Raw genomic sequence first — 527 nt, forward strand, 5'->3', positions numbered from 1 at the left:
ATTAGAATCGATATTCAAAAGCCGCGTCTATCACTTGGCACGGCTTTCTTTTTTTGAATTCTCTCTTTTACGATACGTTTGTATCAATAAGAAAGGCGCCCCCACGCCTATCATTTATTCTTCTCTATCATCTAATATATCTACAATCTTATCGCTCTTATAAACCTCTTGATTGTTTTGAATACACCTTATCATACTTTTTCTATTTATTTTTGCTCTTCCATAAACTTTACCAAAGACCTTGAGTGCACATGAAATCTTGGCATTGCCATAAACAGAGCCATAAATTTCAGCAGAGCCACTCACATAAGCATTGCCATAAACCTTGCCATAGATTTTTGCACGGTTATGAATCATTGCATGATCATAAATTTTTGCATATTGAGAAATGAAAGCCTTGCCATAAACCACAGCCTTGCCATAGACTTCACCACAAACTTGTCCCTTGCCACAAATTTTTGCATTTTCAAAAACACCGCTAGTTTTCAAAACACAAGCATCATCACTAACCCAGCAATTCCCATCAT

1 pseudogene is annotated in these 527 nt (G+C 36.4%); it reads right to left on the reverse strand.

The annotated features are described in order from the left end of the window. Positions 1–114 precede the first annotated feature (114 nt). Positions 115–527: pseudogene (locus tag ABD917_RS08845) on the reverse strand (hypothetical protein); the annotation flags it as partial.

It is taken from the genome of Bartonella pachyuromydis (assembly GCF_039543065.1).
In the GTDB taxonomy this organism is placed as follows: Bacteria; Pseudomonadota; Alphaproteobacteria; order Rhizobiales; family Rhizobiaceae; genus Bartonella; species Bartonella pachyuromydis.